Annotated in this window: 22 protein-coding genes and 1 pseudogene; 10 read left to right on the forward strand and 13 right to left on the reverse strand. The window is 73.9% G+C overall.

Annotated features, from left to right (window positions below):
• Window positions 1–259 precede the first annotated feature (259 nt).
• Window positions 260–1,249, forward strand: a complete 990-nt coding sequence (locus AC3ERT_RS03765; RefSeq protein ID WP_335978124.1) for a malate dehydrogenase — start codon at window positions 260–262, stop codon at window positions 1,247–1,249.
• A gap of 81 nt (window positions 1,250–1,330) precedes the next feature.
• Here the strand turns inward: AC3ERT_RS03765 and pdxR are convergent, their stop codons facing one another.
• Window positions 1,331–2,818 (reverse strand): MocR-like pyridoxine biosynthesis transcription factor PdxR, encoded by a 1,488-nt coding sequence (pdxR, locus tag AC3ERT_RS03770; RefSeq protein WP_435172637.1) that lies wholly within the window; start codon window positions 2,816–2,818, stop codon window positions 1,331–1,333.
• A 49-nt stretch (window positions 2,819–2,867) separates the two neighbouring features.
• On the opposite strand from pdxR, the gene AC3ERT_RS03775 reads away from it, so the two are divergent.
• Complete coding sequence (locus AC3ERT_RS03775; RefSeq protein WP_435172639.1) at window positions 2,868–3,422, forward strand: carboxymuconolactone decarboxylase family protein; 555 nt, start codon at window positions 2,868–2,870, stop codon at window positions 3,420–3,422.
• Here the strand turns inward: AC3ERT_RS03775 and AC3ERT_RS03780 are convergent.
• From AC3ERT_RS03780 to trpS, 3 genes are all read right to left on the reverse strand, one after another.
• A complete protein-coding gene (locus tag AC3ERT_RS03780) occupies window positions 3,400–4,278 on the reverse strand; it encodes a hypothetical protein (RefSeq protein ID WP_435124976.1) in 879 nt (292 codons plus the stop codon). The genes AC3ERT_RS03775 and AC3ERT_RS03780 overlap by 23 nt on opposite strands.
• A 157-nt stretch (window positions 4,279–4,435) precedes the next feature.
• The gene (locus AC3ERT_RS03785) at window positions 4,436–5,029 is read right to left on the reverse strand and encodes a 2'-5' RNA ligase family protein (protein WP_435124974.1); all 594 of its coding nucleotides are present in this window, start codon (window positions 5,027–5,029) and stop codon (window positions 4,436–4,438) included.
• A gap of 192 nt (window positions 5,030–5,221) precedes the next feature.
• On the reverse strand, window positions 5,222–6,235 hold the full coding sequence (gene trpS, locus AC3ERT_RS03790) for a tryptophan--tRNA ligase (RefSeq protein WP_335978116.1): 1,014 nt from the start codon (window positions 6,233–6,235) through the stop codon (window positions 5,222–5,224).
• 296 nt (window positions 6,236–6,531) lie between these two features.
• Between trpS and rocD the strand changes: the two genes are divergently transcribed.
• The gene (gene rocD / locus AC3ERT_RS03795) at window positions 6,532–7,713 is read left to right on the forward strand and encodes an ornithine--oxo-acid transaminase (RefSeq protein ID WP_435172846.1); all 1,182 of its coding nucleotides are present in this window, start codon (window positions 6,532–6,534) and stop codon (window positions 7,711–7,713) included.
• 16 nt (window positions 7,714–7,729) lie between these two features.
• Here the strand turns inward: rocD and AC3ERT_RS03800 are convergent, their stop codons facing one another.
• The 4 genes from AC3ERT_RS03800 to dprE1 all read right to left on the reverse strand — a co-directional run bounded on the left by AC3ERT_RS03800 (window position 7,730) and on the right by dprE1 (window position 11,816).
• Window positions 7,730–8,326 (reverse strand): DUF4276 family protein, encoded by a 597-nt coding sequence (locus AC3ERT_RS03800; protein ID WP_435172641.1) that lies wholly within the window; start codon window positions 8,324–8,326, stop codon window positions 7,730–7,732.
• Window positions 8,323–9,498, reverse strand: coding sequence for an AAA family ATPase (locus tag AC3ERT_RS03805; RefSeq protein ID WP_435172643.1), 1,176 nt, complete (start codon window positions 9,496–9,498; stop codon window positions 8,323–8,325). The genes AC3ERT_RS03800 and AC3ERT_RS03805 overlap by 4 nt, the downstream gene beginning before the upstream one ends.
• Before the next feature lie 172 nt (window positions 9,499–9,670).
• Window positions 9,671–10,432 carry a decaprenylphospho-beta-D-erythro-pentofuranosid-2-ulose 2-reductase gene (dprE2, locus tag AC3ERT_RS03810; protein WP_435172645.1) on the reverse strand — a complete coding sequence of 254 codons (762 nt, stop codon included), beginning with the start codon at window positions 10,430–10,432 and terminating at the stop codon, window positions 9,671–9,673.
• A gap of 16 nt (window positions 10,433–10,448) precedes the next feature.
• The gene (gene dprE1, locus AC3ERT_RS03815) at window positions 10,449–11,816 is read right to left on the reverse strand and encodes a decaprenylphosphoryl-beta-D-ribose oxidase (protein WP_435172647.1); all 1,368 of its coding nucleotides are present in this window, start codon (window positions 11,814–11,816) and stop codon (window positions 10,449–10,451) included.
• 303 nt (window positions 11,817–12,119) lie between these two features.
• On the opposite strand from dprE1, the gene AC3ERT_RS03820 reads away from it, so the two are divergent.
• The 4 genes and pseudogenes from AC3ERT_RS03820 to AC3ERT_RS03835 form a co-directional block, all read left to right on the forward strand.
• A complete protein-coding gene (locus AC3ERT_RS03820; RefSeq protein ID WP_435172649.1) occupies window positions 12,120–12,647 on the forward strand; it encodes a phosphatase PAP2 family protein in 528 nt (175 codons plus the stop codon).
• Window positions 12,644–13,597 (forward strand): decaprenyl-phosphate phosphoribosyltransferase, encoded by a 954-nt coding sequence (locus AC3ERT_RS03825; protein WP_435172651.1) that lies wholly within the window; start codon window positions 12,644–12,646, stop codon window positions 13,595–13,597. The genes AC3ERT_RS03820 and AC3ERT_RS03825 overlap by 4 nt, the downstream gene beginning before the upstream one ends.
• An 83-nt stretch (window positions 13,598–13,680) precedes the next feature.
• On the forward strand, window positions 13,681–14,142 hold the full coding sequence (locus tag AC3ERT_RS03830; protein ID WP_435125573.1) for a GtrA family protein: 462 nt from the start codon (window positions 13,681–13,683) through the stop codon (window positions 14,140–14,142).
• A gap of 107 nt (window positions 14,143–14,249) precedes the next feature.
• Window positions 14,250–14,906, forward strand: a pseudogene (locus tag AC3ERT_RS03835) (YihY/virulence factor BrkB family protein); the annotation flags it as partial.
• Window positions 14,907–15,012: 106 nt separating this feature from the next.
• Here AC3ERT_RS03835 and AC3ERT_RS03840 read toward each other — a convergent pair.
• A complete protein-coding gene (locus AC3ERT_RS03840; RefSeq protein ID WP_435172653.1) occupies window positions 15,013–16,428 on the reverse strand; it encodes a D-alanyl-D-alanine carboxypeptidase family protein in 1,416 nt (471 codons plus the stop codon).
• Between the two features lie 139 nt (window positions 16,429–16,567).
• Between AC3ERT_RS03840 and AC3ERT_RS03845 the strand changes: the two genes are divergently transcribed.
• The 3 genes from AC3ERT_RS03845 to AC3ERT_RS03855 all read left to right on the forward strand — a co-directional run bounded on the left by AC3ERT_RS03845 (window position 16,568) and on the right by AC3ERT_RS03855 (window position 18,650).
• The gene (locus AC3ERT_RS03845; RefSeq protein ID WP_435172655.1) at window positions 16,568–16,885 is read left to right on the forward strand and encodes an SCO4848 family membrane protein; all 318 of its coding nucleotides are present in this window, start codon (window positions 16,568–16,570) and stop codon (window positions 16,883–16,885) included.
• Between the two features lie 104 nt (window positions 16,886–16,989).
• On the forward strand, window positions 16,990–18,096 hold the full coding sequence (locus AC3ERT_RS03850) for a helix-turn-helix domain-containing protein (protein WP_435172657.1): 1,107 nt from the start codon (window positions 16,990–16,992) through the stop codon (window positions 18,094–18,096).
• The gene (locus tag AC3ERT_RS03855; protein WP_435172659.1) at window positions 18,093–18,650 is read left to right on the forward strand and encodes a PIN domain-containing protein; all 558 of its coding nucleotides are present in this window, start codon (window positions 18,093–18,095) and stop codon (window positions 18,648–18,650) included. Before AC3ERT_RS03850 ends, AC3ERT_RS03855 begins: the two co-directional genes overlap by 4 nt.
• A 36-nt stretch (window positions 18,651–18,686) precedes the next feature.
• Here AC3ERT_RS03855 and AC3ERT_RS03860 read toward each other — a convergent pair whose 3' ends face one another.
• The 4 genes from AC3ERT_RS03860 to AC3ERT_RS03875 form a co-directional block, all read right to left on the reverse strand.
• Entirely contained in the window at window positions 18,687–19,493 is an 807-nt protein-coding gene (locus AC3ERT_RS03860) for a TetR/AcrR family transcriptional regulator (RefSeq protein ID WP_435172660.1), read from the reverse strand.
• Window positions 19,494–19,503: 10 nt separating this feature from the next.
• Complete coding sequence (locus tag AC3ERT_RS03865; RefSeq protein ID WP_435172662.1) at window positions 19,504–20,103, reverse strand: thiol-disulfide oxidoreductase DCC family protein; 600 nt, start codon at window positions 20,101–20,103, stop codon at window positions 19,504–19,506.
• A gap of 1 nt (window position 20,104) precedes the next feature.
• Window positions 20,105–20,527 carry a hypothetical protein gene (locus tag AC3ERT_RS03870; protein ID WP_435172664.1) on the reverse strand — a complete coding sequence of 141 codons (423 nt, stop codon included), beginning with the start codon at window positions 20,525–20,527 and terminating at the stop codon, window positions 20,105–20,107.
• A gap of 182 nt (window positions 20,528–20,709) precedes the next feature.
• Window positions 20,710–23,475 carry an MMPL family transporter gene (locus AC3ERT_RS03875; RefSeq protein ID WP_435172666.1) on the reverse strand — a complete coding sequence of 922 codons (2,766 nt, stop codon included), beginning with the start codon at window positions 23,473–23,475 and terminating at the stop codon, window positions 20,710–20,712.
• Window positions 23,476–23,547 lie beyond the last annotated feature (72 nt).

Raw genomic sequence — 23,547 nt, forward strand, 5'->3', positions numbered from 1 at the left:
CCCCTCCCCCCGCCTCCCCCCCCCCCCCCCCCCCCCCCCCCGCCGCCGCGCGGCCCCCGGCCGCGCCTGTCACCGGATCGGGTGACTGGTGCCACAGGAGGCCGCGTGATGGGCGCGGGCGGCGCGCGATAGCCTGGCGACTGGCTCTCTTGACGCCGAGAGATCCACGTTCGGGGCCGCTCGGGCCGCTGCCGGGGCGACCGAGTACCCGCCAGTACCACCCGCAGCACCACCCGAAGCAGAAGGCCAGGAGAAGGCAATGACTCGCACTCCCGTCAACGTCACCGTCACCGGAGCGGCCGGCCAGATCGGCTACGCGCTCCTCTTCCGTATCGCCTCGGGCCACCTGCTCGGCGCGGACGTGCCGGTGAGGCTCCGGCTGCTGGAGATCCCGCAGGGCCTCAAGGCGGCCGAGGGCACCGCCATGGAGCTGGACGACGCGGCCTTCCCGCTGCTGCGCGGCATCGACATCACCGACGACCCGAACGTGGCCTTCGACGGCGCCAACGTGGCGCTGCTGGTCGGCGCCCGCCCCCGCACCAAGGGCATGGAGCGCGGCGACCTGCTGGAGGCCAACGGCGGCATCTTCAAGCCGCAGGGCAAGGCGATCAACGACCACGCCGCCGACGACATCAAGGTCCTGGTCGTGGGCAACCCGGCCAACACCAACGCGCTGATCGCGAAGTCCGCGGCCCCCGACGTCCCCGCCGACCGCTTCACCGCGATGACCCGGCTGGACCACAACCGCGCGGTCGGCCAGCTGGCGAAGAAGACCGGTGCCGCCGTCGCCGACATCAAGCGCGTCACCATCTGGGGCAACCACTCCGCCACCCAGTACCCGGACGTCTTCCACGCGGAGATCGCCGGCAAGAACGCCGCCGAGGTGATCGGTGACGAGCAGTGGCTCGCCGACACCTTCATCCCGACCGTCGCCAAGCGCGGCGCGGCCATCATCGAGGCCCGCGGCGCCTCCTCCGCCGCCTCGGCCGCCTCCGCCGCCCTGGACCACGTCCACACCTGGGTCAACGGCACCGCCGAGGGCGACTGGACCTCCATGGGCATCGTCTCCGACGGCTCCTACGGCGTCCCGGCCGGGCTGATCTCCTCCTTCCCGGTCACCACGAAGAACGGCACGTACGAGATCGTCCAGGGCCTGGACATCAACGACTTCTCCCGCCCGCGCATCGACGCGTCGGTGCAGGAGCTGACGGAGGAGCGCGACGCGGTCCGCGCCCTCGGCCTGATCTGAGCCCAGCCGGTCCGGACGGCCCCGCCCTCACCCCGGTGAGCGGCGGGGCCGTCCGCGCCTACGGGCGCCGGTCCCGGGGTGTCAGCCGCAGGACTCCGCCAGCACCGCGCACAGCCGCTCCAGCGCCCCGGCGAAGGCGTGGTCGGGCGGAGTGGCGTACCCGATCACCAGGGCCGGGCGGTCGGCGCGGGCGCCCAGCAGGTCCAACCCGCCCAGTGCCAGCCCCCGTTGCCGGGCCCGCTCGGTCAGCACGGCCGACGGGGCGGCGCCCGGCGGCAGTTCGACGACGGCGTGCAGCCCGGCGGCGATACCCGAGACCCGTACCGAAGGCACCCGCTCGGCGAGCGCGGCCACCAGCCGGTCCCGGCGGTCCCGGTAGCGCAGCCGCATCCGCCGCACGTGGCGGTCGTGGGCGCCGGAGCCGATGAACTCCGCCAGCGTCAACTGGTCGAGCACCGGCGAGTGGTGGTCGGCGAGCCGCTTCTCCCGCACCACCGCGTCCAGCAGGTCCGGCGGCACCGCGATCCACGCCAGCCGCAGCCCCGGCGCCAGGCTCTTGCTCGCGGTCCCCGCGTACACGACGTGCTCGGGCGCCAACCCCTGTACGGCGCCGACGGGTTGGCGGTCGTACCGGAACTCGCCGTCGTAGTCGTCCTCCAGGACCACTCCGCCGGTGGCGCGGGCCCAGTCCACCACCGCGGTGCGGCGCGCGGGGGAGAGCGGTACGCCGGTCGGGAACTGGTGCGCCGGGGTGAGCAGCACCGCGTCCGCCGTGCCGTCGAGGCCCTCCACCCGGGCGCCGTCGCCGTCCAGCGGCAGCGGCACCGTCGCCAGGCCGTTGGCCCGCAGCAGCGTACGGGTGTCGGGGAAGCCCAGTTCCTCCACGGCGATCCGGCGCCCGCCGCGGTCCCGCAGCACCCGGGCGAGCAGGCCGACCGCCTGGACGAAGCCGGTGCAGACCACCAGCAGTTCCGGATCGGCCCGCACCCCGCGCACCCGGGCGAGATACGCCGCCAGCGCCGCCCGCAGCTCGGGCCGCCCGCGCGGGTCGGAGTAGCCGAACGCCTCGCTCGGCGCCGCGGTGAGTGCCCGGCGGGCGGCGGCGCCCCACGCGGCCCGGGGGAAGGCGGAGACGTCGGGGGAGCCGGGCCACAGCGAGTACGGCAGCCGCACCGCGTCCGGCACCGCGGCGGGCGGGCCGGCCGGCCCTGTCGCCGTACGCGCCGCCGTCCGCTCAGTCTGTCCTGTCCGCTGCGCCTGCTCCGCCGCGGTCTGGCGCGCCGCGACCGCCGTGCCCGAGCCCTGCCGCGCGGTCAGCCAGCCCTCCGCCACGAGCTGGCCGTACGCCTCCGCGACCGTGTTCCGGGCCAGGCCCAGGTCCCGGGCGAGGGCCCGGCTCGACGGCAGCCGGGTGCCCGCGCCGAGCCGCCCGTCCCGCACCGCCTCCCGCAGCGCCGCCTCCAGGCCCGCCCGGGCGCCCGCGCCCCGCTGCCGCTGGGCGGCGAGGTCGATCAGCAGGTCGTAGCCGCCGGCCCGGCCCGGCTCGCCCGAAGTGGCCCTTGCGTTCACAGGTCAAGTGGACCACGGGACAGGGCCACTTCGCGGCTACGTTGAAGGCATGAGCACTTCCGAGCCGACCACCTCCGCCCCGACCGACAACCCGACCGACAACCCGACCGGCACCCCGGCCGACCACCCGGCCCCCGCCGGTGACGCCACCGTGCCCGCCCCGCCGCGCCGGATCGACCTGAACGCCGCCGCGCCCGACTTCTACCGGGCCATGATCAGCCTGGACAAGGCCGCGACCGCCGGGCTCGACCTGGTCGTCCGCGAACTGGTCCGGGTACGCGTCTCGCAGCTCAACGGCTGCGCGTACTGCGTGGACGAGCACAGCGCCGCCGCCCGCGCGCTCGGCATCACCGAGCAGAAGCTCACTGGGCTGACGGTGTGGCGGGAGACCCCGTTCTTCACCGCCCGCGAACGCGCCGCCCTCGAACTGGCCGAGGCCGTCACCGCGCTCGGCCCGCACGGCGTCGCCGACGCCGCCTACGACGGCGCCGCCGCGCTCTTCGACGGCACCGAACTGCCCCGGCTGATCGCCCTGTGCGTGACGATGAACGCCTGGAACCGGATCGGCGTCACCTGCCGGCTCAGCCCCCGGACCCGAGCGTGACCCCTTCCGGGCGGGTGCTGCCGGCGGCCTCCGCCGGCGGGCCGCCCTCCCCGTAGCGGGCCAGCGCCAGCGCGCCGGCCACCGCCAGCACGAAACCGGCCGCGGCCGCGGGCGCCCAGCCGCCCCGGGTGCGGTCGTGCAGCGCCAGCACCCCGACCAGCGCCGGGCCGACCGTCTCGCCCAGCACCATCCCCGCGGTGGCCGCGGTGACCGAGCCCTGGTGCAGCGCCGAGGTCAGCAGCAGGAAGGCGGCCCCGCCGCCGACCAGCAGGGCGTACGACGCCGGGTTCGCCGCCAGCGCCTTCGGCGTGACCGGGTCCAGCAGCCGTACCGCGACCTCGACGACCCCGAAGCCCAGGCCCGCGCCCAGGCCGAGCAGCGCGGCCCGCGCCCGCCGCGGCAGCCGCGCTGCGGGCACCGCGCCCAGCGCCAGTACGGCCAGCGCCGCCGCTAGCGTGCCCCAGCGCAGCGCGCCCCCGCCGTGGCCGGGGCCCTCCCCGCCCGAGGCCAGCGCCAGCAGGGCGAGCCCGCCGCACACGGTGGCCACCCCGGCCCACTCCCCGCGGGCGAGCCGCGCGCCCAGCAGTGGGGCGGCGAGTACCGCGGTGACCGCCAGGCTCGCGGCCAGCGCCGCGCCCACCGTGTAGACCGGCAGCGCGCGCAGCGCGACCACTTCCAGCACGAAGCCGGCGCCGTCCAGGGCCAGGCCCGCGAGGTACGGGGCCTGGCGGAGCGCCGCCACGAGGAGGCCCGCCGCGCCGCCGCCCCGCGCTGACCGCGCGGCCTTCGCCTGGAGGGTGGTGGCCGCGCCGAAACACAACGCGGCGCCGAGCGCCGCCAGCAGTCCGGTCAGCATCTGCCGATGCTATCGGGGGCGCCCCTGACCCCCCGGGTTGGCCGGTTCTGTCGGTGCCGGGACCACCCGCCGGTGGGGGCTGGTCGCGCCGTCCCCCGCGCCCCTTTGGGGCGCGAGCTTCTTCCGCGGAGGAAAGAACACCCAACGGCAGGGGGCCTCAGGCGACGGGGCGGGGGATGCGGGAGGGTTGGGTGGCCGCGGAGGTGTGCTGGTGGGGGAGCGGGGGGAGGGGCTCGGTGCCGAAGGGGTAGACGCGCAGTTGGCGCCAGACGTCGTCGCGGCCCTGTTCGTAGAGGGCGAAGCCGGAGGCGGTCCAGTCGGCGGTGAAGTCCGCGAGGGCGGCCTGGGCGCGGTCCATGGCGTCGTCGGAGATGCCGTGGGCCACGGTGACGTGCGGGTGGTAGGGGAACTGGAGCTCGCGGGCGACGGGGCCGGAGCGGACCTGCTCCTGGAGGGCGCCGCAGTCCGTACCGCCCTCGGCGATGCGCACGTACACCACGGGCGAGACGGGCCGGAAGGTCGCGGTGCCGTCGAGCCGCATGGTGAACGGCCGCCCGTCCGCGGCGACCCGGGCGAGGTGCCGGCCGAAGCGGGGCAGTTCCTCGCGGGCGAGCTCGGTGGGCGGCAGGAGCGTCACATGCGTGGGGATCGCGTGGGCCGCGGGGTCGCCGAACCCGGCCCGCAGGTCCTGCAACAGCCGTCCGTACGGCTCCGGGACCGCGATGGACACGCCGATGGTGGTGGTACCCACTGCGTTCACCTCTCCCCGGGTCGCCGCTCCGCCGCAGGGCCCCGCGGCCGGCCGCCCGCGTGCTCCTGCTGTGTGCTGCTTGTGCCCTGCTCGGTCGTCCTGCTCAGTGTCGCGCGCACGCGGACGAACCGGACCGCGACGTACGTCACAGCCCGATCCGACTACTGTCACAGCCGCGGGACGGCCGCGGCGTCAGTGCTTCGCCGGGAGGAAGCCGATCCGGTCGTACGCCAGCGCCAGCGTCTCGGCGGCGACGGTCCGGGCCTTCTCGGCTCCCTTGGCCAGAACGGAGTCCAACGTCTCGGGGTCCCCCAGGTACTCCTGCGTGCGCTCACGGAACGGTGTGACCCACGCCACGAAGATCTCCGCGAGGTCGGTCTTGAGCGCACCGTAGCCCTTGCCCGCGTATTGCTCCTCCAGTTCGGCGATTCCGGTGCCAGTGAGGGCGGAGTGAATCCTGAGCAGGTTGCTGATGCCCGGCTTCTCCGTTTCGTCGTACCGGATGACCGTGTCGGTGTCGGTGACCGCGCTGCGGAACTTCTTCGCCGACGCCTTCGGTTCGTCGAGCAGGTTGACCAGACCCTTGGCCGAGGCCGCGGACTTGCTCATCTTCGCCGCCGGGTCCTGGAGGTCGTAGATCTTCGCCACCTCGCGCACGATGTGCGCCGCGGGCAGGTTGAAGGTCTCGCCGTACCGCCCGTTGAACCGCTCGGCCAGGTCGCGGGTCAGCTCGATGTGCTGCCGCTGGTCCTCGCCGACCGGCACCGCGTCGGCCTGGTAGAGCAGGATGTCGGCGACCTGGAGGATCGGGTACGTGAAGAGGCCGACGGTGGTGCTGTCGGCGCCCTGCCGGGCGGACTTGTCCTTGAACTGCGTCATCCGGGACGCCTCGCCGAAGCCGGTGATGCAGTTCATCAGCCAGCCGAGCTGCGCGTGCTCGGGCACATGGCTCTGCACGAAGAGCGTGCAGCGGTCCGGGTCCAGGCCCGCGGCCAGCAGCTGCGCGGCGGCCAGCCGGGTGTTGGCGCGCAGCGTCGCCGGGTCCTGCGGCACGGTGATCGCGTGCAGGTCCACCACCATGTAGAAGGCGTCGTGGGTCTCCTGCATCGAGACGTACTGCCGGATCGCACCCAGGTAGTTGCCGAGGTGGAAGGAGCTGGCAGTGGGCTGGATGCCGGACAGGGCACGAGGTCGCAGGTTGGCCATACCCCCATTCTCTCAGGCCGCGGACCTGCTCCCACACCCCTGAGCGCCGCCCGCCGGGGCGCGCGGCGCGGGCCGGCCCGGGGGCGCGGTCGGGGGAGTTTCCACCGGGACCGCCGTGCGCGACCATGGAAGCAGGGCACCACCCCCGCCCGCTCCCAGGCTGGCCCTGGCTCCTGACGCACGACGAACGGAGTACGCACGTGACGAACGACGCCCCCGCCCGCCCGGCCCCGGGCAGCGAACCGGCCGCAGGCGAGCACCCCGGCACCGCCGACCACGCGGCGACCGACCGCGAGATCGCGGTCGTCGAGGAGTACAGCGCCCACAACTACCACCCGCTGCCCGTCGTCATCTCCGCCGCGGAGGGCGCGTGGGTGACTGACGTCGAGGGCCGCCGGTACGTCGACATGCTCGCCGGGTACTCGGCGCTCAACTTCGGCCACGGCAACCCGCGGCTGATCGCCGCTGCCAAGGCGCAGCTGGACCGGGTGACGCTCACCTCCAGGGCCTTCCACCACGACCGCTTCGCCGAGTTCTGCCGCGGGCTGGCCGAGCTGTGCGGCAAGGACATGGTGCTGCCGATGAACACCGGGGCGGAGGCGGTGGAGACCGCGGTCAAGACCGCCCGCAAGTGGGGGTACCAGGTCAAGGGCGTGCCGGACGGCCGGGCGAAGATCGTCGTCGCCGAGGGGAACTTCCACGGCCGCACCACCACCATCGTCAGCTTCTCCACCGACCCCGAGGCCCGCGCGGACTTCGGCCCGTACACCCCGGGGTTCACGGTCGTCCCGTACGGCGACCTCGACGCGATGCGGGCCGCGGTCGACGACGACACCGTGGCGGTGCTGATCGAGCCGATCCAGGGCGAGGCGGGGGTGCTGGTGCCCCCGCCGGGCTACCTCGCCGGGGTGCGGCAGCTCACCGCCGAGCGCGGGGTGCTCTTCGTCGCGGACGAGATCCAGTCCGGGCTGGGCCGTACCGGCCGCACCTTCGCGTGCGAGCACGAGGACGTGGTGCCGGACATGTACGTCCTCGGGAAGGCGCTGGGCGGCGGGGTCGTACCGGTCTCCGCGGTGGCCGCCTCCCGCGACGTGCTCGGCGTCTTCCACCCGGGCGAGCACGGCTCCACCTTCGGCGGCAACCCGCTGGCGTGCGCGGTCGGCATCGAGGTCGTGGCGATGCTCCGCACCGGGGAGTACCAGCAGCGGGCCGCGGAACTCGGCGACCTGCTCCACCGCGAGCTGGCGGCCCTGCGGTCCGAGGGCCTGCTCACCGCGGTACGCGGCCGCGGGCTGTGGGCGGGGCTCGACGTGGACCCCTCCCTCGGCACCGGCCGCGCCCTCACCGAGCGGCTCCTCGAGCGCGGCGTCCTGGCCAAGGACACCCACGGCTCCACCATCCGCCTCGCTCCCCCGCTGACCATCACCGAGGACGACCTCACCTGGTCCCTGTCCCGCCTCCGCGAGGCCCTGACCTGACCAGACCCCGCCCCCCTCACCCGAGCAGCCCCGCCACCTCCCGGCACAGCTTGTCGAAGGACGGGGCCCCGGCGCGAGCGGCCGCCAGGTCGAAGTGCTGGGCGAAGGACGGCTGGTGTGCGGGCGGACGGTAGGTGACGCCTGGAGGCATCCGGTCGGACAGCCATTCCTTCGCTCCCCGGATGCCCTCCGGGTCGGGTGGTGCGACGAGGTCGTGGGGCAGTCCCATGTGCCCGGCCAACCCGGCGGCTCCGGCGAGGAACCACGCCTCGAACTCGCGAACGGCCACCACCGCGGTGAGCGGGATATGGGAGTGGCTTTGGCGCGCCAGGTCCCGCACCCGCGCGGCCAACTCCACGGCGCAGTCGTCATCGGAGTCCAGAAGGACAAGCACCGCGGTGGGCTGCGGCCGGCGCGCCGCGACGACGGTCAGTGCCTGCGCGAGCGTGGCCGGCTTCAGCATCCGGTCCCGCGGAAGGCGGTACGGCTGCTGGACGTCGGCGTAGGCGCCCTCGCGGAGGTAGGGAACGAGCCGGTGCAGAAGCCCCTGGAGGGCCCGTTCCTCGCCGTGGCCCTCCACTATGGGCGCGATCACCGGGTAGGAGCCGTTCACCGCCCGCTGCCCCCCTGCGGCCGCATCTCCCCGCTGCGCAGCAGTTCGGGCAGTGTCAGCACGCCGTCGGCCAGGAGACGGCGACCGGCCTCGTCGATCGGACCTATGACACTTCCGTGGCCCTCGTCGCGGACGACCAGCAGATGGTCCGGATCGGCGGCAGGGTTGTCCAGCAGGTCGGCGCTCTGGGTGGTCACCATGACCTGGGTGTTTTGCGACGCGCCCACGAGCGCGTCATAGAGGGCCCCCAGCATCGGCGGATGCAGGGAGATCTCGGGTTCCTCGATCCCGACGAACGGGATCGACCCGTCCAGCGCGCGGGGCTGGTAGAGCGCGGCCAGGACGCCGGCCAAGCGCAAGGTGCCATCGGACAGCGATCGCCGGTCGACCTCCTTCTGGCGTCCGTCCTCCAGGAAGCGGCCGACGACGTAGGCCAGATCGGCTTCGGCGACTTCTCTGCCGTCCACCCCGGCGGCGTTCTCGATCATGGTGGAGATGTAGCCGTCGATGGCGTCCTTGACGGCGGTCGTGCCGTGTGCCAGGGAACTGAGCACACGGGCGAGGTGCTGCCCCTGCTCACCCAGCGGGGACGCAGCGCGCGGGCGGCGTGTCTGATCGATGTCCCGCAGGACGGGCGTGTGCAGTTCGTAGAAGCGCATGGCGTGGAGCCGCCGGGCCGGTTCGTCACGCTGTTTGTTCTGCGACAGCGCCAGACTGTGGGGCCACTCCTCGGGGGCCCGCGCCGGCTCCGAAAGGAGCAGGGTTTGTCCGGCGGACAACAGCTCCTCGCATCGGACACCCGGCCTGTTGCCCTCCGCGGCGACTGCTCCGATCTCCACGACGTAGGAGACATCGTTCGTGGCAGGTCCGCCGTCGGCCTTCTTCGAAGGAACCCTGAGATCGAGCTGGATGCGGAAGAAGTCGGCCTGATCGCCGGTCGGAGACCGGTGGAGCACGCCTTCCAGACCCCCCCGGGGCTCGAGTGCCTGCTCAAGCGGTGCACGCAGGGCATCCCGGACGAAGCACAGGGCGTCGAGGAAGTTCGACTTGCCCGCCGCGTTCGGCCCGGCGACGACCGTCAGCGCTCCGAGCCGCACGTCGCAACGGGCGATCGAACGGAAACCGGTGATCCGCACACGCGTCACGAGCACGGCGGGTGCACGGCTGCTCACGTCGCCCCTACCTCCTCGTCCACCAACGCCGGTCGTTGATGGCTTTTCGGCTGTTCTGCATCCGCCACATTAGCGAGATCGCAGATTCCGCTCCTGCGGGTTCCCGTCTTGCGGGTTCACCGCATGCGGAACAGCTCCCGCCGGTCGTGGAGGAGCGGCCGGTGGGGGCGGGTCAGCGGGGGGTGGTGATGAGGCGGAAGAGGGGGCGGGGGAGGTGGCGCAGGGCGGACATGACCGGGCGGAGGCGGCCCGGCACCCAGATGACCTCGGAGCGGCGGCGCAGGCCCGCCTCGATGGCCTCGGCCACGGCCTCGGGGGTGGTCGCGAACGGCGCCGCGGGCAGGTGCGCGGTCATCCGTCCCCGGACGAACCCGGGCCGTACGGCCATCACATGCACCCCGCAGGGGTGGAGCGCGTCCCCGAGCCCTTGCGTGAACGCGTCGAGCCCGGCCTTGCTGCTGCCGTAGATGAAGTTCTCCCGCCGGGCCCGCTCGCCGGCCACGGAGGAGAGCACCACGAGCGAGCCGTGCCCCTGCCGCTGGAGCGCGGCGCCGCAGACCAGCGACGCCGAGACCGCCCCGGTGTAGTTGGTCGAGGCGACCCGCACCGCGGACAGCGGCTCCTGCTCGTCGCGCGCCTGGTCGCCGAGCACGCCGAAGGCGACCAGCACCATGTCGATGTCGCCCTCGGCGAAGACCTTCCCGAGGACCTCCTCGTGGCTGCCCGGGTCGAGCGCGTCGAAGGCGGTGACATGCACGTCGGCGCCGAGCGCCGACAACTCGGCCGCGGCGGCGTCCAGCACGGGGGAGGGCCGCCCGGCCAGGTGCACCCGCCGGGTCCTGCGGGCGATCAGCCGCCGCGCGGTGGCCAGCCCGATCTCGGAGCCGCCGCCGAGCACCAGCAGGGACTGGGGAGCCCCGAACGCGTCCTTCATGAGCGCACTCCCAACGTCACAGCGCGAGCCGCCGCGCCAGGTCCGAGGTGATGGCGCCGCGCGGGTCGTAGCGGGCGCGCAGGGAACGGAAGTCGTCCAGCCGCGGGTACATCCGGGTGAGCGTCTCCGGGCGCAGCCGGGAGTCCTTGGCGAGGTAGACCCGGCCGCCGGCGGCCGCGACCTCCTCGTCCAGCTCGTCCAGCAGGGTGCCAAGGCCCGGCAGCCGGGCGGGGAGGTCCAGCGCGAGCGTCCACCCGGCCATCGGGAAGGAGAGCCAGCCCGGGTCGCCGGCCCCGAACCGCTTGAGCACTGCGAGGAACGACGGGCAGCCGCGGGTGCTCAGCCGCCGCACCACCGAGCGCAGCGTCTCCTCCTGGCCGTGCCCGACCACGAACTGGTACTGCACGAAGCCGGACCGGCCGTAGACGAGGTTCCAGTCGGGCAGGCCGTCCAGCGGGTGGAAGAACGAGGCGAGCTTCTGCAACTGGCCGCGGCGCTCGCGGGGCGCCTTGCGGTACCACAGTTCGTTGAAGAGCCCGACGCTGGTGCGGCCGAGCAGCCCGTCGGGGGCGGGGCGCGGGGCGGCCGGCAGCCGGCGCGGGCGGAAGGCGAGCGGGTCGCGGCGGGCCCGGACCGGCAGCGCCGCCAGCGGTGCGTGGTCGCCGCGGGTGAGGACCGCCCGGCCGGTCCGGGCGCCGCGGGCGAGCAGGTCGATCCAGGCCACCGAGTAGCGGTAGCGGTGGTCGGTGGCGGTCAGCCGGGCCATCAGGTCGTCCAGGTCGGTGGCCCGCTCGGTGTCCACGGTCATCAACGACGTCTCGACCGGCAGCAGTTGGAGGGTGGCGGCCAGCACCACCCCGGTCAGGCCCATGCCGCCGGCGGTCGCCCAGAACAGCTCGGGCTCGGCCTCGGGGGTCACCAGCCGGGTCTCGCCGTCGCCGGTCAGCAGCTCGAAGGCCCGTACGTGGCGGCTGAAGGAGCCGGAGACGTGGTGGTTCTTGCCGTGGATGTCGGCGCCGATCGCGCCGCCGACGGTGACGTACCGGGTCCCGGGGGTGACCGGCACGAACCAGCCGAGCGGCAGCAGCACCTCCATCAGCCGGTGCAGCGACACGCCCGCGTCGCAGGTGACCACGCCGCCCACGGCGTCGATCTCGTGGATGCGGTCCAGCGCGGTCATGTCCAGGACGGCGCCGCCGGCGTTCTGGGCCGCGTCGCCGTACGCCCGGCCCAGGCCCCGGGCGATGGCGCCGCGGTCGTCGCAGGCCCGTACCGCCTCGACGGCCTCCTCGTACGTACCCGGGCGCAGCAGCCGGGCGGCGGTCGGGGCGGTGCGTCCCCAGCCGGTGACGGAGGTGGTGGCCGGCGCGAGCGGTACGGGCATGCCGGTGAACGTACCGCCGGGCAACCCGAAGGAGTGCCCTCTTGGGTGAGGTTCGGTGGGAAATGCGGCTTTTCTCACCGTAACGGGCGATCGGTAGGGATAAGGGCGGGGGTCGCACGGTAGGGATTCACAGTCCGATGGCCGAATCGTATGACTCACGCGCCGTGTGGGGCCGTACGGGGCGTGCCTGCGGTCCGGCCGCGCTTCGGCCGCGCTTTGGCCGGAGGGGACGCGACGAGGAGGGTGCGGCACGGACGGCGTGGGGGCGGGAAACCCGACGGAGGAAACGAGGAGGTGCGGCCGGTGCTCCGCCCGGATCACGTGTTCCGCCCGGACCACGACCTGTTGGCCGTGCTGCGCGGCTGCGGCCGCCGGCCCGGCGCCGCCGCCGCGGCCCGCGGCCTGTCCCTGGCCGGCGAGCACGGCGCGGTCTGGCTCGCCGCCGGGCTGACCGGCGCCGCCGCCGACCCGGCCCGCCGCGGCGCGTGGCTGCGCGCCACCGCCCTGGTCGCCGCCGCGCACGCGGCGAGCATGGCCGTCAAGCGCGTGGTGCGCCGCCCCCGCCCCCAACTGACGCCCGGCGCCGCGCCGCTGGTGCGCACCGCCGGCCGGCACAGCTTCCCCAGCTCGCACGCCGCCTCCTCCGCCGCGGCCGCGCTCGCCTTCGGCACGCTCGTCCCGGCCGCGCCGCTGCGCCCGCTCGCCGCCGCGGTCTGCGTGTCCCGGCTGGTCGCGGGCGTCCACTACCCGACCGACGTCGTCTTCGGCGCGCTGCTCGGCGCGACCACCGCCCGCCTGGGGCGGGACTGGACCCACAGGGGTGTGCGATGAGTGAACCCGCCGTCGTCATCGAGCAGCCCGCGCCGCCGGTGCTCGCCGCGCCCGGCACCGGCTGGACGCTCGCCACCGGCCTGCTGCGGGCCGCCCGCCCCCGGCAGTGGGTGAAGAACGGGCTGGTGCTCGCCGCGCCCTTCGCCGCCGCCCGGCCGCTCGGCCTGGACGAGGCGATACGGCTGGCGGCCGCGCTGGCGCTCTTCGTCGCCTGCTCGGCCGCGGTCTACCTGATCAACGACGCCCGCGACGCGGAGGCGGACCGGGCGCACCCGGTGAAGTGCCGCCGCCCGGTCGCCAGCGGCCAGGTCCCGGTCCCGGCCGCCTACACCGCCGGCGCGCTGCTGGCGGTCCTCGCCCCCGCCCTCGCCGTGCCGGCCTGCAACGGCCACACCGCGGCGCTGTTGGCCGCCTACGTGGCCATGCAACTCGCCTACTGCCTGCGGCTGAAGCACATGCTCGTGGTCGACCTGGTGATCGTCACCACCGGCTTCCTGATGCGCGCCATGGCCGGCGGGCTCGCGCTGGACATCGCGCTGTCGCGCTGGTTCCTGATCACCTCCGGTTTCGGCGCGCTGTTCATGGTCGCCGCCAAGCGGTACTCCGAACTGGTCCTGGTCTCGGAGCGCGACGGCGACCTGACCGCCACCCGTGCGCTGCTGGGCGAGTACACCATCGGCTACCTGCGGTTCGTGTGGCAGCTGGCGGCGGGCGTGGCGGTGCTCGCGTACTGCCTGTGGGCGCTGGAGAGCAGCGGCGGCGAGCACGGGCTGCTGCCCTGGCGGCAGTTGTCGATGGTGCCCTTCACCCTGTCGGTGCTGCGCTACGCGGTCTTCGCGGACGCCGGCGCGGCCGGTGAACCCGAGGACGTGGTGCTGCGCGACCGCCCGCTGCTGGTGATCGCGGTGGCGTGGAGCGCGCTGTACGTGCTCGCGGTGGTCAATTCGTGAGGCGGGACCCGGCGGGGGCCGGCGTACGGGGCGGTGCACGGGCCGGCGTACGGGGCGGCGTACGAGGCGGCGTCGGCCCGGAGCTGCTGGGCTTCGCCCTGGCCGGCGGCGCCGCGTACGCGGTGGACCTCGGGCTGTTCGTGTGGCTGCGCGGGCCGGGCGGGGCGGGGCCGCTGACCGCCAAGGCGCTGTCGTTCCTGGCCGGCTGCTCGGTGGCGTACGCCGGCAACGCGCTGGGCGCCTACCGCGGCCGGGCCCGGGGCGGCCGGGCCCGCAGGTTCGGCGCCTTCTTCGCGGTGAACCTCGCGGGGGCGCTGGTGCAGCTGGCGTGCCTCGGCTTCTCCCACTACGTCCTCGGCTGCACCTCCGCGCGGGCCGACGTCGTCGCCGGGGCCGGGGTCGGGATGGCACTGGCGACCGCGGTGCGGTTCTGGGGGACGCGGACGCTGGTGTTCGGCTCCGCGCCTCACCCGGACGGGGGAGTGGCGGACCGTGCGGGCGTGCGGGCGGCGGGGGAGGGTAACCGCCCGACATGGACTGGCTGACCCGGCTGCCGTGGATCGGCCCGCGGATCGCGCGGGCGATGCGCACCCACGCGTGGCGGGCGTTCGCGCACCTCCAGACGGTGCACTGGACGCGGCTGGCGGCCGCGATGACCTTCACCAGCTTCCTCGCGCTCTTCCCGCTGCTCGCGGTGGTCGCCGCCGTCGGCGCCGCGACCCTGTCGCAGCGGCGGCTCGACAAGCTGGAGCACCGGATCACCGAGCAGATCCCGGGGATCGCCGACAAGCTCGACATCAACAGCCTGGTCGCCAACGCCGGCACCATCGGCATCGCGGCCTCCGCCGCCCTGCTCTTCACCGGCATCAGCTGGGTCGGCTCGCTGCGCGGCTGCCTGCGGGCGGTGTGGCTCAAGGACGACGAGGAACGCAACCCGGTCACGGCCAAACTCTCCGACGGCGGCGTCCTGCTGGGCCTGGGCGGCGCGGTACTGGTCTCGCTCGCCGCCTCCGGGTTCGCCACCGCCGCCGTCAACTGGACCGCCGACCGGATCGGCCTGGACCACCACGGCCCGGGCCGGGTGCTGCTCGCCGTCGTCGGCTACGTCCTGGCGGTCGTCGCGGACTTCCTGATCCTGCTGTACGTGCTGACGCTGCTGCCCGGCGTCGACCCGCCCCGCCGCGCCGTCGCGGTGGCGGCGCTGATCGGGGCGGTCGGCTTCGAGGTGCTCAAGATCGCGCTCAGCGGCTACCTGCGGGGCGTCGCGGGCCGGAACGTCTATGGTGCGTTCGGCACGCCCATCGCGCTGCTGCTGTGGTTCAACTTCATGGCGAAGCTGCTGCTGTACTGCGCCGCGTGGACCGCGACGCAGTACGGCGAGGTGAGGCCGCCGGGCGGGGCGGGCCCGTCCGGGGTCAGTGCTTCCGGAGACCGCGAGGGCGCTTCGCCCGCGCCTGGCCCTGACGCGGGCCCTGCTCCTGGCTCTGCTCCTGACGCTGCTCCTGGCCCTGTTCCTGATCGGGAGCCCGGCGCTGAGCCGGCGCGGACACCGGGGTCGGGCTCGCACCGCTGGCGGCCACCGCGGACGGAAGCGGACGGCGGCGGCGTACGACGATGATCACCGCGGCGAGCAGCACCAGCGTCGCGGCGGTGATCCCGGCCGCGGTCCACAGCCCGCGCGAGGACGAGGAGGCGGCCACCGGGGCCGCTGCCGCGGTGGACCGGGGCGTGGCGGAGGACGGCTGCGCGCTCGCCTTGCTCGCGGCGACCTGGCTCAGCGGCGGCACCAGGGTGCCGACCGGCTGGACCGTGGGCGCCGCCTTGAAGCCCCAGTCCAGCAGCGAGGCCGCCTCGCGGTAGACCGCGTTGTGCCCCGACTTCGGGTCCGGGTGCATCACGGTGACCAGCAGCTTGCGGCCGTCGCGCTGGGCGACCCCGGTGTAGGTGGCGCCGGCGTTCGTGGTGTCGCCGTTCTTCACCCCGGCGATGCCCTGGTACGGCTTCAGGTCGTAGTCACCGCTGAGCAGGCGGTCGGTGTTCTGGATCTGGAAGGACTCCCGGACCTTGCTCGGCTGGCCCTTCTTGGGGTTCTTGACCTTCTTGTAGTCGCCGGGGAACTGTGCGGTGAGCGTCGAGCAGTACTCGCGGAACTCGGGGATCTGGAGCCCGGCGCGCGCGAACAGCGTCAGGTCGTAGGCGCTGCTGGCCTGGCCGGGCATGTCGTAGCCGTCCGGGGAGACCACGTGGGTGTCGTCGGCCTGCAGTTCGTGGGCCTCGGCGTTCATGTCGGCGACGGTGGCCGGGACGCCGCCGTTCATCGCGGACAGCACGTGCACCGCGTCGTTGCCCGAGCGCAGGAAGACCCCGAGCCACAGGTCCTTGACGGTGTAGGTCAGGTTCTCCTTGACCCCGACCAGGCTGCTGCCCTCGCCCATGCCCTTCAGGTCCGACGGCACCACCTTGTGCACGGTCGACGCCGGCAGTTTGGGTATCAGCATGTCGGCGAGCAGCATCTTCAGGGTGCTGGCCGGGGCGAGCTTCCAGTGGGCGTTGTGCTCGGCCAGGATCTCGCCGGTCTCGGCGTCGGTGACGATCCAGGAGCGGGCGGTGATGCCCTTGGGGAGCGCGGGCACGCCGGTGGCGGCGTTGACCTGGGTGCCCGGCAGGCTCAGCCGGTCGCCGCCGACCTTCGACATCACCGACGGCGGACTGGGCGTCTTCGCCGTCGCGGGGGCGGCCTGCGCGGTGCCGGCCAGCACGCTCCCGCCGAGCAGGAGGGCGGTCAGGGACGCCGCGGACGCTTTCAGGGCTGAGGAGACTGTGGTGGCCACCCGCAGAACGTACCCGGCCCGGCCGCCCGCCCGCGCCCCCGGGTGCCGGGAGCGCCACGTGACCCTTCGCACGCCCGCCGCCCGCAACCCCCTCCCCCCGGCCGCCGTCGACGTCCGGACTCCGCCCATACTGGTGCGTATGAAGCTCAGCCGCCGCGTCTCCTGGTTCCTGGTCGCCTTCGGGGTGTGGTCCTGGATCGTCTGGACGACCTTTGTGAAGAACCTCTGGAAGGACACCAGCGGTCTCGCCTTCCACCACGGTGACCACTCCCACCCCACCGCGTACTTCTGGATCCACCTCGCCCTCGCGATCACCTCCACGGTCCTGGGCACCGTGATCGGGGTCCTCGGCATCCGCTCCCTGCGCACCCTCCACCGCACCCCCGCCGCCCCCCAGCCCACCCCGCCCACCCCGTCAGCGGACGAGCCCCAGCAACCGGCCACCGCCGACCGGTAGCGGTCACCTGAGCAGGCGGGGCCGGACGCGTCGCTCCGCGCTCCTGCACGGCACGTGTGGGAAGCGGACCGCGCGGCCGACGCGGGTGTGCAAAAATCGCACACATGGAGACTGCGCAGAACTGGGGAGAGGTCGGCGAGCGGATCGCCGAGGCGCGCCTCGCCGCGGGGTTGAGCCAGGGCGATCTCGCGTTGCGGGTCGGCCTCGACCGCACCGCGGTCGTCCGGGTCGAAGCGGGCGAGCGGCGCATCACGGCGCTGGAGCTGTACCGGCTGGCCGACGCGTTGGGCGTCCCGCTGGCGCACCTGCTCTCGCGCCCCCTTGAGCCTCTGGTCTCGCGCCGGACCGCCCTGGAAGAGACTTCCGACAGCGCCGCACGCTCCCGGTACCGGCTCGATGCCCGCCTCGAGGAGCACGCGCGGTTCGCCGCTTGGCTGTTCTCGCACGGTTACCTGCGCCCGACACGGCTCGACGACGTGCTGCTACGCGACTCAGGCGCGTCGCCAGATCCGCTGCAACTGGCCCAGGCAGCGCGCAAGACGGCCGGAGTCCGCTCCGGACCGCTCGGCGGGCTGGTCGACGTGCTGGAGCACTTCGGCCTCTACCTGACCGTCGTCGACGAACCGGGGGAAGGCGCTTCCCTTCTCCGGGACGGCTATGGCGTCGCGGTGATCAGCGGAGAGCCCCAGCCGGGCCGACGGCGGTGGACGGCCGCCCACGAACTGGGTCACCACCTGTTCCAGGACGAGTACCACAGCGACGCGGGGGTCGCGGCCGGGCGGGACGAGCGCGAGCAGCTCATCGACCGTTTCGCCGAGGAGTTCCTGCTGCCCGCGGACGACATGCGTTCGGCATGGGCGGGGACCGAAGCGGGGGCACCGCCCCGCGTCGTTCTGTTGGACATCGCCGCCCGCTACCGCGTGTCGTGGAGCGCGGCCGTCAACCGGGTGCGTCACCTGGGCTTCATCGATGTCACGGATGCCCGTCGTCTCAAGGCGGACATACCGCGGCGCGGTGACTTCCTCGCCGCCCACGGCAGCCAACCGGTGCCCGATCTGGAGACCGGTACGACCGGCACCCAGTGGCGCAAGGCAGCGCTGGCAGCCTGGTCGGCAGGAGCGGTCACCGCCCCGCGCGCCGTCGAACTGCTCTACGGCGCCGTCGGCGAGGACGAACTCCCCAGCCGCGACCTGGAGGACGAGCTGCCGTGACCTCGCAGACCTCTCCACCGGTGGCCGCGGGTCCGGTACTGATCTGGGACACCTCGCCCCTGCTGCACGCGATCAAGGCAGGCAAGACCGATGTGCTGCACGACTTCGCCCGCACCTGGAGCGGCGGGCCGCGGCGCAACGTCACCACACAGACGGTCCGCCACGAGATCACCCGCCAGGGGCTGGAACTCGGCGGGTTGGACTGGCTTGACGTGGTGCGCCTGGACGACCTCGACGAGTTGAACCGGCTGGTCGTCTGGATGGAACGGGTATCGGGCCAGAAGTCGAACCACGGCGAGGCGACTGTCCTTGCCTGGGCGGACGTGCACAGGGCGGTCGCGGTGGTCGACGACGGCGACGCGCGGCGGATCGGACGACGACACGGGCTCGGTGTCTGCGGCTCGTTGCGGATCGTGGCCGAGGCCATCGCGGACGGGCGCACGACCGCATATGTGGCCACCACGTTCGTCGACGCGCTGATCGGGACCGGGATGCGTTATCCCTGCCAGCCCGGCCAACTCATTCCCTGGGCCAAGCAGAACGGCTTCATCTGAGCGGTAGGTCCATGTCACCGACCGTCGCCCTGACCGTCACCTGCGTTTGCCGGGAGGGGAGGCGGGTGTGCGGGGGAGGGGGGACTTGCCGAGGGTGGGGAGGACGAAGTCCTGGATGAGGGCGGTGGCGTCGCGGACCAGGGGGCGGAAGACGCGGTAGCGGGACAGGGAGATCAGGCGCGCCACCAGGGGGGTGGAGCGGCGGACGAACTCCCGGGTGCGGGCGGTGTCCTCGGTGCGGTCGAAGACCCAGTAGAGGACGACGACCATGAGGTGCAGCCAGAGCAGCTCGGGCAGGAGGCCGGCGAGTTCGGCGTCGAGCTTGGGCGCGAGGTCGGACCCGGCCAGGACGTCGCCGAAGAGGGCGACGGCGGTCTCACGGGCCGGGTGCGACTCGCTGGAGAACGGGCTGAGCGAGCTGTCGGGGTCGGCGGCGGTCCGGAAGAACTGCGCGGCGAACTCGTGGTAGTCCGCCGCGCAGTCCAGCCAGGAGGCCAGTGCGGTCTCCAGGCGCCGGGCGAAATCCCGCTCCCCCTCCATGCGGGATGCCGCGTCGCGCGCGTGCTCGCGCGTCATCAGGTCGTAGAACCCCTGGATCAGGAATTCCTTCGACTCGAAGTAGTAGTAGGCGTTGCCGACCGAGACCCCGGCCTCCTGGGCGATGGCCCGCATCGTGGTCTTGTCGTAGCCGCGCTCCTGGAACAGCCGCATCGCCGTGTCGAGGATGGCCGCGCGGGTCTGCTCGCTCTTGCCCGTCTTCGGCCTGGCCCGGCCGCCGGGCAGCGGCTCCGCCTCGCCCGCGGCGGCGGCTTTCGCGGTGGTGCGGTCGTTCGTGTCCTCCACCCGGGTGAGCCTATCCGGGGCCGGGCCCGCACCCGTCCGCGCAGGGCCCGCCGGGTGCCGGCGGCGGTGCCGCGGTCGGCGTAGGCGCAGGCGCAGGCGCAGGCGGGGGCGCAGGCGTCAGCGTCGGCGTCGGTACCGGCGCCTGGGACCAGCCGGTGACGCGGTCGTACGTCCAGCCGGGCGCCATCCCGTACGTCGCCTTCGGCCGCGCCGGCGGGCGGGCGGCCCGGGAGTGGCCGGCGGCGCCGCGGTACTTCGCGGCACCGAGCACCGCGGCCCGGGCCATCCGCCGCCCGGCGGGACGGCTCAGGGTGTGCGCGAGCCGCCGCTGCCCGGCCAGCGCCCACAGGCAGACGATCCAGGCGCTGTCGCCCCGGTAGACCTGCCCCCGGTCGCCGACCGCGGTGACCTCCCGGGCCGTGGCGGCGTGGTCCAGTGCCGGGAAGCGGCGCCGGGCCTCGGCGGAGCCGGCGGGCACCAGCGAGATCGGGACGAGTTGCCGCTGCCGGGCGAGCCAGCCCGCGACGAAGGCGCACAGTGCGCAGTCCGGGTCGTACAGGACGGTCAGCGCGCGCAGCGGGAGGCGGCCGGTCGGGGTGCGGGCGGCCATCTCAGGCACCGGCGGGCTCGGGCGCCCACGCGGTCGGCGTGGTGTCGTCCGGGTCGACGGGCGGGAACTGCTCCCGGTCGCTCAGGCCGCGGCGCCGGAAGCGGTTGAGGACGTAGACGTTGCCCAGGTGCATCGCGCCGAGCACCAGCAGGACGACGCCGAGCTTGACCGACAGCGCCTCGAAGACCCCGCGGGCGTTCTCGATGTCGTCGCCGGTCTTCAGATACAGCGCGACGAAGCCGAGGTTGACCAGGTAGAAGCCCACCACCAGCAGGTGGTTGACCGCGTCGGCCAGTTTCTCGTCGCCGTGCAGGACGTCGGACAGGAAGAGCCGGCCGTGGTGGCTGAGGGTCCGGGCCACCCAGACCGTCAGCGTGACGCTGACCGCCAGGTAGATCACGTAGGCGAGGACAGTGAGGTTCATGGTGCGTTCCACCCCTGGAAGAGCGTTGTTGAACCTGTTCAAAACTCTCTGACAGTAAGGATGCTAGACCTGTTTTTGAACGTGTTCAAGCTCGGGTTGCCCCGTAAGCAGGGGGAGTTGGGGACGCGGAAGGGCCCGGCGCCCCGTGAGGGAGGCCGGGCCCTGGGCGGTGGGGGGAGGGGTCAGTCGGAGTGGGTGAGGTGGACGTCGAGGGTGCCGTCGCCGTCGGGGTCGTCGTCGCTGAGGCGGACCGCGGCGGGGAAGGGCGGGTACCCGACGGTGACGACGGTGTAGCTGCCGGGGTGGAGGTTGGTGAAGGCGTACGACCCGTCGGCGCCGGTGCGCACCTCGGCGACCTGGTGGCCGTCGGCGTCCTGGAGGATGACCTTCGCGTCCTCGACGGGCAGGCCGTCCGCGCGGCGCACCGTGCCGGCCAGCGTGCCGGTGCCGGTCAGCTCCAGGTCGCAGTCGACCTCGCCGCCCGAGGTGAGCACGCTCGCGGTCTGCGGATGGTGGCCGGGAGCGCTCGCCACCAGGACGTAGGAGCCGTGAGCGGGGGCGGGCAGGGTGTAGGCGCCGTCCTGGGCGGCGCGCGCCCGGGCCGCCTGGCGGCCGTCCGCCGCGATCAGCGTCAACTCCGCGCGCGGCACCGGCACTCCGGCCGCACCGGTCACCCGGCCGCGCACCAGTGTGCCCGCGCCGGAACCGCCGCGCGGCGCCGGGACGGCCGGCTCACCCGGCTCACCCGGCTCACCCGGCCCACTCGGCCCGGCACCCGGGGCACCCGAGGCGTCCCCGGCGTCCTCCTCGGCGGGCTCCACCGCCAGGTGCGGCAGCCGCCGGTCCAGCCACCCGGGCAGCCACCAGTTCCCCGCGCCGAACAGGTGCATCAGCGCGGGCACCAGCACCGTCCGCAGGATGAACGCGTCCAGCGCCACCGCGCCGGCCAGGCCGATGCCGAACATCGCCAGCACCCGCTGCCCGCTGAGCACGAAGGCCGCGAAGACACAGATCATGATGACGGCAGCCGAGTTGATCACCCGGCTGGTCTCCGCGAGGCCGACCCGTACCGCCCGCGCGTTGTCCCGGGTGTGCACCCACTCCTCGTGCATCCGGCTGACCAGGAACACCTGGTAGTCCATCGACAGCCCGAAGAGCAGCGACAGCATGATGACCGGTAGGAAGGCGTCGACCGGCCCGGCCCGCCCGGCGAGCGGCCCGCCCCAGCCCCACTGGAAGACCGCGACCAGCACCCCGAAGGAGGCCGCGGCCGCCACCAGGTTCATCACCGCCGCGGTCAGCGGCACCAGCAGCGAGCGGAACGCGAAGAGCAGCAACACGAAGCCCAGCGCGATGATCACCCCGACGAACAGCGGCAGTTTGCCGTACAGCACCGTCGAGAAGTCCTCGAACACCGCGGTCTGGCCGCCGACGTACGCCCGCATGGTGCTGCCGCGCTCGGCCGCGGGCACCACGTCGTCGCGCAGGTGGTCGATCAGGTCGGACGTCGCCTTGTCCTGCGGGGAGGTGGTCGGCACCGCCTCGACCAGGGCGACCTTCCCGTCCCCCGCGGTCGGCAGCTGCGCCGCGTAGGCGATGCCGCGGGTGGCGCGCAGCGACGTCACCAGGCCGTCCAGCGCGGCCTGGTCACCGGAGTGCGGCAGCTCGGCGAGGATCGTCAGCGGGCCGTTGAAGCCCGGACCGAAGCCCGCGGCCAGCATGTCGTACGCCTTGCGGGTGGTGGTGCCCGTCGGGTTGTTGCCCTGGTCGGAGGAGCCGAGCCGCAGCGACAGCGCCGGGACCGCCAGCGTGGCCATCACCACGACCGCGACCGCCGCGAGCGAGCGCGGGTGCCGCTGCAGGAAGCCCGACCAGCGCGCCGCCGCCCCGGTGGCCGACTCCGTCCGCGGGCCCGACGCGGCCAGCGCCCGCCGCTGGCGGCGGCTGAGGACCCGCATGCCGAGCACGCCGAGCAGCGCGGGCAGCAGCGTCATCGCCGCCGCCACGGTGATCACGACCGTCAACGCCGCCGCCACCGCGACCCCGTTGAGGAAGGTCAGCCGCAGGGTGAACATGCCCAGCAGCGCGATGCACACGGTGCCGCCGGCGAACAGCACCGCCCGGCCCGAGGTGTTGAGGGCGAGGACCGCCGCGTCCTGCGGGCTGCGGCCGCGCAGGATCGCCCGCCGGTGCCGGGTGACGATGAACAGCGCGTAGTCGATGCCGACGCCCAGGCCCACCAGCGTTGCCAACTCCGGTGCGAAGTCCGCGACATCCATCCCGTGGCTGAGCAGGATGATCGCGGACGACGCGATGCCGATGCCGAACAGCGCGGTGACGATCGGCAGCAGCATGCCGAAGAGCGAACCCAGCGCGAGGAAGAGGACCACTCCGGCGGCCGCGATGCCGATCCCCTCGGCGAGTTCGGGCAGCGGCTGCTCGGCCTGCGCGGGCTTGGCGCCGCCCACCTCCACCCGCAGCCCGGGCGCCCGCGCCGCGTGCGCGGTGTCGATCAGCAACGACGCCTGGTCGTTGGAGAGTTCACCGCCCAGCTTGGTGTACGTCACCGTGGCGTAGGCGGTCCGGCCGTCCTTGCTGATCTGCGCCGCACCCGCCGCGGTGTACGGCCCGACGACCGCGCCGACGTCCTTCTGGTGCGCGACCCGCGCCAGCATCGGGCTGATCCGCTCGCGCACCGCGGCGTCCCGCACCGAGCCGGAGTCCACGTGCCACACCACTGTGTCGGCCTCACCCGACTGCTGGGGCACCGCCTTGCCCATCAGGTCGAGCACCTTCGCGGACTCGGTGCCCTTGAGCGAGAACGCGTTGGAGTACGCGTCCCCGGCCGCCCGGCCCGCCCCGCCCACGGACAGCAGCGCCACCGACCAGAGCAGGATCACCCACCACTTGTGCCGGAAGCACCAGCGCGCCACACCCGCCACGTCCACATCCCCATCGTCGTCTTCGTCGTCTTCGCCGTTCCCGGTGTCCTCGGCGGGGGCCGGCCGGCCGCCTCGGCG

It is taken from the genome of Actinacidiphila sp. bgisy145, assembly GCF_057708125.1.

Excerpts from the sequence above, each read along its gene's own strand:
- AC3ERT_RS03765 (WP_335978124.1), top strand. The coding sequence starts at position 260 with ATGACTCGCACTCCCGTCAACGTCACCGTCACCGGAGCGGCCGGCCAG.
- AC3ERT_RS03775 (WP_435172639.1), top strand. The coding sequence starts at position 2,868 with ATGAGCACTTCCGAGCCGACCACCTCCGCCCCGACCGACAACCCGACC.
- AC3ERT_RS03780 (WP_435124976.1), bottom strand. The coding sequence starts at position 4,278 with ATGCTGACCGGACTGCTGGCGGCGCTCGGCGCCGCGTTGTGTTTCGGC.
- trpS (WP_335978116.1), bottom strand. The coding sequence starts at position 6,235 with ATGGCCAACCTGCGACCTCGTGCCCTGTCCGGCATCCAGCCCACTGCC.
- dprE2 (WP_435172645.1), bottom strand. The coding sequence starts at position 10,432 with ATGAAGGACGCGTTCGGGGCTCCCCAGTCCCTGCTGGTGCTCGGCGGC.
- dprE1 (WP_435172647.1), bottom strand. The coding sequence starts at position 11,816 with ATGCCCGTACCGCTCGCGCCGGCCACCACCTCCGTCACCGGCTGGGGA.
- AC3ERT_RS03825 (WP_435172651.1), top strand. The coding sequence starts at position 12,644 with ATGAGTGAACCCGCCGTCGTCATCGAGCAGCCCGCGCCGCCGGTGCTC.
- AC3ERT_RS03845 (WP_435172655.1), top strand. The coding sequence starts at position 16,568 with ATGAAGCTCAGCCGCCGCGTCTCCTGGTTCCTGGTCGCCTTCGGGGTG.
- AC3ERT_RS03850 (WP_435172657.1), top strand. The coding sequence starts at position 16,990 with ATGGAGACTGCGCAGAACTGGGGAGAGGTCGGCGAGCGGATCGCCGAG.
- AC3ERT_RS03865 (WP_435172662.1), bottom strand. The coding sequence starts at position 20,103 with ATGGCCGCCCGCACCCCGACCGGCCGCCTCCCGCTGCGCGCGCTGACC.
- AC3ERT_RS03870 (WP_435172664.1), bottom strand. The coding sequence starts at position 20,527 with ATGAACCTCACTGTCCTCGCCTACGTGATCTACCTGGCGGTCAGCGTC.